The following is a 6,407-nucleotide window of genomic DNA, read 5'->3' on the forward strand; positions in this document are numbered from 1 at the left end:
AGGCGGGTGGGATCATAGTTCATGCTCCACCCGCCTTTAATATTTTTAAGAAACAGGTTGTTATTTTCTGCTTCCGAAGATTCTTAGTAGATATAAGAAGATGTTTATAAAGTCAAGGTAAAGAGATAAAGCGCCCATAATTGCCAGTTTCTTAGCGTCAGTTGCCGCCATTTGATCCCCATTTTCTTCAATACCCGCACCAATACGTTTCAGTTTCTGAACATCGTATGCTGTTAGAGCTGTAAAGATTGCTACTCCAAAGAAGCTCATTATGTAGCTAAAACGATCACTTCCAATAAACATGTTAATGATACCGGCAATGAATAAGCCTACTACACCTACCATTAATATTGGGCCAAATTTGCTTAAATCTACATCTGTGGTGTAACCTAAAACTGCCATTATTCCAAATATACCCGCTGCGGCAGCAAAACATGCTACAATTGAACCAGCGGTATAGATAAGTAATATAAAACTTAAACTAACACCTAATAGAACCGAAAATAGAACAAATACGCCTAATAAAGCACCATAAGACAGGCGGTTAAATCCTGTTCCCATTAAAATTACCAGACCAAGAGGCGCAAACATTGCGATATAACCTAGTATTGTTCTTTGTCCTGTTTCAAAATTAATTAATTGACTTAAAGCTGCAGGAGAAGTTGAAATAAGCAAAGCAGCTAATGTTGATAAACCAAGAGCTATAAACATCCATAAAAAAACATTCGCGAAGAATTTCTTGGCAACTTTACCAGTTAAGTCTTCTACAAAAACGGACTGTTGTGCCCAATCATTATTATTGTTATTATTCATGTGTTTTAAATTTATTTAAAGATACGAATTGTTTCATTCTAACAAAAGCTATGCCCCTAGCCTTTTTGTCAGGATTTCTTCAACTTTCTTGAAAAACTGAAGGGGTTTTAAGGTTCTCCATGCCATATCGTCAAGTTCGCCACCAAAATTGATGTAATAATCTATATTGCTGTTACGGAATTCATTGATTACATGTTCCTGGAAATTGATGCCTGTAATCCACCCATCTTCAACTTCCTGAAACCATTCTTCATAATAACTATCTTCAGAAGAATGGAAGTTCAGTACGTTTTCGCCTATCAGTATGAATTTATTTATGCCTTCGTCAATCATCAGTTCAATGATTTCACGTTTCAGAAGCATAATGTCGTTGCCGATGGCATCGTTCCACTCTCCAATAAGCTCTATGACTGCATAATTTCTATCGTAGTCAACATACAGTACTTTAAGATACATTGTACTTGATCCGAAATCATCCCATTGGGGATGTAACAGAAAATTGTACAGCTGCTTGTCGAAATAAAATTCCGAGTACTCAGTGTTGTAGAACGGAGAACGCTCATCTTCTGCCGCGATATAGTCATCACGCCATAGATAGTAAGGCTCTATTTCGTGCATGTCGGGTTATTTATGAGTAGATTCAACCGCTTTGCGGACACTTCCATAACGGATAAGCAGATCAGCAGCATGTTCATAATCTATATTCAGTTCGTCCATTACCATTTGTGTACCTCTGTCTACCAGTTTATGATTGGTTAGCTGCATGTCTACCATCTTGTTGCCTTTTACCCTGCCTAGTTTTATCATTACCGTAGTACTAAGCATGTTTAGAACCAGTTTTTGTGCAGTTCCAGACTTCATTCTGGTAGAACCTGTTAAAAATTCAGGACCAACTACTACCTCTACAGGGAAATCACTTTCAGCAGCTATCGGCCCCCCTTCGTTGCATACAATACAACCCGTTAAAATGCCATTTTTACGGGCAGTGTTTAGTCCGCCGATAACGTATGGCGTGGTTCCAGATGCGGCAAGACCAATTAAACAGTCGTTGGCATCAATTTTAAATTCCTGCAGATCTATCCATGCTTGCTGGTCATCATCTTCAGCATTTTCAACTGCTCTTCGTATGGCAGTGTCTCCGCCGGCAATAATTCCAACAACCCAATCAAACGGAACACCAAAGGTAGGAGGGCACTCTGAGGCATCAACAACACCCAGTCGGCCACTTGTGCCTGCACCGATGTAAAATAACCTTCCCCCGTTTATCATTCGCTCGGCAACAGCAGAAGCCAGTTTCTCTATCTGAGGAATTACTTTTTCCACAGCATAGGGAACTGTTTTGTCTTCATCATTTATGCCCTTTAGAATTTCAAGTACTGACATTTTATCAATATCGTTATACGTTGATTCTTGCTCGGTTACTCTTATCATTAGATTAATTTTTGTTAAAATTCGTGATTTTCTTGTTAAACCAGAAATAATAGGGGAAATCAATTCAAAATAAGGATTTCTTCTCAATTATAAAGTAATAGAAAAAATACTAAACAAATAAAAATCAAAGCGGTTAATTGATTATATAACAGTCTAATTTTGTACCTTTACGGTGCCTTTAGCCATGAAAAAGAATACCCGTTATAATCTCTTAATTGCCCTCACTTATTCAGTTACTTTAATAGGTGGGATGTTTTTTGGGTATAAGTTTCTGAAAGACCAGGGATATACCTTCCAAAAGACAACATATATAGCGGATAATAATGCGCAAAAGGTTGATGAAATTCTTCATATCATTAATAAAAACTATGTAGACGAGGTTAATGCCGATAGCTTAAATAACCTGCCTATTGATAGTTTATTGCATAAACTTGATCCTCATAGCATATATCTTCCACCAGAAAAAGCGAATGAATTTGCTGAATCATTAAATGGAAACTTTGAGGGCATAGGCATTGAATATTACATTTTAAATGACACCCTGCTGGTTACAAATGTAATTAAGGATGGCCCGGCATTTTTGGCCGGAATAAAACAGGGCGACAGAATTATTAAAATAGATACCATTTTTGTTAGTGGCAAGGCTTTGCCAAGAGAACAGATGATTGGTAAGATCAAGGGAAAAAAGGGTACTGCAGTAAAATTAACTATTGTGCATCCTGGCAGTAGCCTGGCAACTGTTTTTACGGTAAAACGCGATAGGGTACTGGTGAGTAGTATCGATGCGTCGTATATGCTTAACAGCGAAGTTGGTTATGTGAGGATCAGTAAATTTGGGTCAGATACTGATCGTGATTTTGTGGAATCTATAAAGTCGCTTAAATCTGAAGGGATGAAAAAGCTGGTACTTGATCTTCGGGACAACGGGGGAGGCTATTTAACGGCGGCAACGGGGCTGGCTAATCAAATTCTTGAGGAGAATAAATTAATTGTTTATACCGAAGGAAAACATGAGCCGCGCACAGATTATGTGGCCACAGGTGGAGGTGAGTTTGAAGATGGTAAACTAGTGGTGCTTATTAATGAAAACACGGCATCGGCCAGCGAAATTCTGGCGGGCGCGGTACAAGATCTAAACAGGGGGCTTATTATCGGTCGCCGTTCTTTTGGTAAAGGACTTGTTCAGGAGCAATTTCCTTTTGTAGATGGATCTGCATTGAATTTAACAATTGCACGTTATTATACTCCATCTGGCAGAAGTATTCAGAAATCGTATAAAGATGGCTATAAAGCTTATCAGGATGAGATAGAGAATCGTTTTAATGATGGAGAGCTTACTGCTTCGAAAAAAATTGTTAAAAAGGATAGTATAAAGGGCAGACTAGTAGGAGGTGGTATCCAGCCAGATATTTATGTAAAAATGGATACTATGGGTTATAACAAATGTTATACTATGCTGGCGTCTAAAAAGATATTGTTTGATTTTGTTTATGATGTTTTAGCCAGCAGATACTCTGCACCATTTATTGAGCAGAATCTGGCTACTTTTAATGTCAGTGAAGCAGACTATCGTGACCTGCTAAAGTATATTCAGAATCGTAATGTTGTTGTTGATCAGAAACAGCTGGCTTCGGCAAAACCACTGATCCTAAATGATATGAAGGTGCTTTTATGTAAGTATCACTTAGGTGATGCGGGTTATTATAAAGCGCTTAACCTAAGTGATGCTATGGTAAAACAGGCGTTAAATAGCTTGCAGTAAGCTTATTTCTGTCTGAAATAAATCTGGATTGGTACTCCGCTAAAATCAAAATGTTCACGAAGCTTATTCTCGATAAACCTTTTATAAGGTTCTTTAATGTATTGAGGTAAGTTACAGAAGAAAGCAAACATTGGTGATGTTCCATTGATCTGTGTGATGTATTTTATTTTGATGTACTTTCCTTTTAATGCAGGTGGCGGATAGTTTTCTATGATCGGCAACATTACATCGTTTAATTTAGATGTTGGGATTTTCTTGCCTCTGTTTTTATGTACTTCTAAAGCGGTTTCAATAGCCTGGAAAATACGTTGTTTAGTTACTACTGAAGTAAATACAATTGGCACATCAGTAAAAGGCTGCAATTTCTGACGAATCTGCTCTTCGAATGCTTTTACAGTTTTATTGTCTTTCTCTATTAAGTCCCATTTGTTTACAAGAATTACGATACCTTTCTTGTTTTTCTCTGCAAGGTGGAAAATATTCACGTCCTGCGATTCTAAACCTTCGGTTGCATCAACCATTAAGATCACCACATCGGCTTCTTCTAAGGCTTTAATTGTACGCATTACAGAATAAAACTCAATGTTCTCTTTTACCTTGGTTTTTTTACGTAAACCGGCAGTATCGATAAACATGAATTCATGTCCAAACTGATTATAATGAATGTGTATAGAGTCTCTGGTTGTACCTGCAATTGGAGTAACAATGTTTCTGTCTTTACCAATCAGTGCATTGATTAAAGAAGATTTACCAACGTTTGGTCTACCTACGATTGTGATTTTAGGAAGCGTGTTTTCTTCTTCAGGAAGATCTTCAAAGTTTTTGATCACATCATCAAGAAGATCACCTGTTCCTGATCCTGTCATAGACGAGATAGGGTAGATTTCGCCAAGGCCAAATCCGTAAAACACCGCAGCTTCGTTTTGTAGTTGTGTATTATCAACCTTGTTTACTACTGTAAATACAGGTTTTTTACTTCTTCTAAGTAATTGCGCTATTTCGTCGTCAAGATCTGTAATGCCTGTGGTTACGTCAACCATAAACAATAATACACTTGCTTCTTCAATAGCGATAACCACTTGCTCGCGGATAGCTGCTTCAAAAACATCTTCAGAGTTTGCTACGTAACCACCAGTATCAATTACAGTGAATTGTTTGTCAGTCCATTCAGCTGAACCGTAGTGACGGTCGCGGGTTACGCCGCTAAAATCATCGACAATGGCTTTACGACTTTCTGTTAAGCGGTTAAAGAGGGTAGATTTGCCTACGTTTGGTCTTCCGACGATTGCGATAATATTGCTCATATTGTGTTGTGAATTGTATTAATTATTAAGGGGTTGCAAAGGTAAGCTTAATTTTCGTACCCGAAACTTTTTAAGTAGTTCTTTTTACTGCGCCAGTCTGGAATTACTTTTACAAAGGTTTCAAGAAATACTTTCTGATCCAAAAATTTCTCAATATCCTTACGTGCTTCAGTTCCTACCTTTTTAAGACTTGCACCTCCTTTGCCTATCAGTATGTTTTTTTGAGAATCGCGTTCTACTATAATTTCAGCACTGATTTTGGTGATATTTTCTTCTTCTTTAAAGGCAGTAATAACTACTTCCGTACTGTAGGGTATTTCTTTTTGATAGTTGTTAAAGATCTTTTCTCTGATGATCTCAGATACAAAGAATCTTTGGTTACGATCTGTAAGGTCTTCTTTATCATAAAACGGCGCATGTTCCGGTAAATGATCTAATATCATGGTAAGGATGCCTTCCAGGTTGTATTGATGAAGTGCTGAGATGGCATATATGTGCTTTGGATTTAATTTTTCCTGCCAGTATGCTGACTTTTCTTCTACCTGTTCCTGGGTTGCATTGTCGATCTTGTTGATTAACACAATCATTGGAATAGTAGTATTGATGATTTTCTCTAATACATCATTCTCGTCGTGCTGCTCGTTAATGTCGGTAACAAACAGGATTAGATCTGCATCAGTTAGTGCTCCTTTTACGGAACTCATCATAGAATCCTGCAGACCATATCGAGGTTTTATGATGCCCGGCGTGTCAGAAAAAACTATTTGATAATCTTCTTCATTAACAATTCCTAAAATACGGTGGCGGGTTGTTTGGGCTTTCGGAGTGATGATCGAAAGTTTTTCGCCCACCAGGGCATTCATTAAGGTAGATTTACCCACATTGGGCTTACCTATGATACTTACAAAACCTGCTTTATGCGACATAAAAATATTTTTTGAAATAAATTTGCACCGCAAAGAAACGAATTATATCTTTGCATTCCAATTYGGAAGAAGAGTTAAGGATTTAGCAAAAACTACCAAATTGTATATAGTGCGGGGTGGAGCAGTTGGTAGCTCGTCGGGCTCATAACCCGAAGGTCATCAGTTCGAGTC

6 protein-coding genes are annotated in these 6,407 nt (G+C 37.8%); 1 reads left to right on the forward strand and 5 read right to left on the reverse strand.

Annotation, left to right across the window (positions count from 1 at the left end; all coding sequences use genetic code 11):
• Positions 1 to 60: 60 nt before the first annotated feature.
• Genes AC1DDK_RS22070 through murQ form a run of 3 tightly spaced genes read right to left on the reverse strand, consistent with a single transcriptional unit; the run spans position 61 to position 2,244 of the window.
• Positions 61 to 813: a Bax inhibitor-1/YccA family protein gene (locus tag AC1DDK_RS22070; RefSeq protein ID WP_172661914.1), complete on the reverse strand. Its 753-nt coding sequence runs from the start codon at positions 811 to 813 to the stop codon at positions 61 to 63.
• A 48-nt stretch (positions 814 to 861) separates the two neighbouring features.
• On the reverse strand, positions 862 to 1,431 hold the full coding sequence (locus AC1DDK_RS22075; RefSeq protein WP_172661913.1) for a hypothetical protein: 570 nt from the start codon (positions 1,429 to 1,431) through the stop codon (positions 862 to 864).
• Between the two features lie 6 nt (positions 1,432 to 1,437).
• Complete coding sequence (gene murQ / locus AC1DDK_RS22080) at positions 1,438 to 2,244, reverse strand: N-acetylmuramic acid 6-phosphate etherase (RefSeq protein WP_172661912.1); 807 nt, start codon at positions 2,242 to 2,244, stop codon at positions 1,438 to 1,440.
• Positions 2,245 to 2,428: 184 nt separating this feature from the next.
• On the opposite strand from murQ, the gene AC1DDK_RS22085 reads away from it, so the two are divergent.
• Positions 2,429 to 4,006, forward strand: a complete 1,578-nt coding sequence (locus AC1DDK_RS22085) for a S41 family peptidase (RefSeq protein ID WP_172661911.1) — start codon at positions 2,429 to 2,431, stop codon at positions 4,004 to 4,006.
• A gap of 2 nt (positions 4,007 to 4,008) precedes the next feature.
• Here AC1DDK_RS22085 and der read toward each other — a convergent pair whose 3' ends face one another.
• Both der and era read right to left on the reverse strand, forming a co-directional pair.
• Positions 4,009 to 5,310, reverse strand: coding sequence for a ribosome biogenesis GTPase Der (gene der, locus AC1DDK_RS22090; protein ID WP_068887998.1), 1,302 nt, complete (start codon positions 5,308 to 5,310; stop codon positions 4,009 to 4,011).
• 47 nt (positions 5,311 to 5,357) lie between these two features.
• A complete protein-coding gene (gene era, locus AC1DDK_RS22095; protein ID WP_048903657.1) occupies positions 5,358 to 6,236 on the reverse strand; it encodes a GTPase Era in 879 nt (292 codons plus the stop codon).
• Positions 6,237 to 6,407 lie beyond the last annotated feature (171 nt).

This window comes from Pedobacter sp. 05T44 (assembly GCF_056395985.1).